The following is a 521-nucleotide window of genomic DNA, read 5'->3' as shown; positions in this document are numbered from 1 at the left end:
CCAGGTCCTGCTCCGGGATCGCCGGCAGGTCCGTGCGCATGACCGAGCGCAGCGAGGCGCCGCTGTCCGCCTCCTGGCAGTCCGGCTCCTGGACGAGCCCGAGCAGTCGACCGTCATCGTCGACGACCAGCACGCTGCCGTGGGCGTACTCGCCCAGTCGCGCCCGGGCGTCGTGGACGGTGTCCTCAGCGCGGAAGGTGCGCGCCGAGAGGAAGCGCAGGGGACGCGCCTTGACCCAGTCGGTCTCCCGGGCCACGACCTCCAGCGGGAGGTCCTGCGGCAGCACTGCCAGGCCGCCGCGCCGGGCCATGGACTCGACCATCCGCTTGCCGGTCACCGCGGTCATGTTCGCGGCCACCAGCGGGATCGTGGAGCCGGTCGGATCGGGCGCCGCCAGGTCCACGTCGAAGCGCGAGGAGGTCGCGGAGGACGACGGGACCAGGAAGGCGTCGTCGTAGGTCAGATCCGTGACAGGGGTGTTGAGGAATCGCACGCACCGAAGTCTAGGACCGCCGTTCAGC

General features: G+C 71.6%; 1 protein-coding gene. It reads right to left on the bottom strand.

All coding sequences use genetic code 11. From position 1 onward, the window contains the following. A partial coding sequence (locus FQU96_RS42040; protein WP_146547398.1) for an IMP dehydrogenase occupies positions 1-493 on the bottom strand: 493 nt, incomplete at its 3' end. Positions 494-521 lie beyond the last annotated feature (28 nt).

The sequence above is a fragment of the Reyranella sp. CPCC 100927 genome (genome assembly GCF_007859315.1).
Lineage (GTDB): Bacteria > Pseudomonadota > Alphaproteobacteria > Reyranellales > Reyranellaceae > Vineibacter.
Note: the sequence above shows the minus strand (reverse complement) of the source record. Positions and strands in the feature narration are given on the sequence as shown.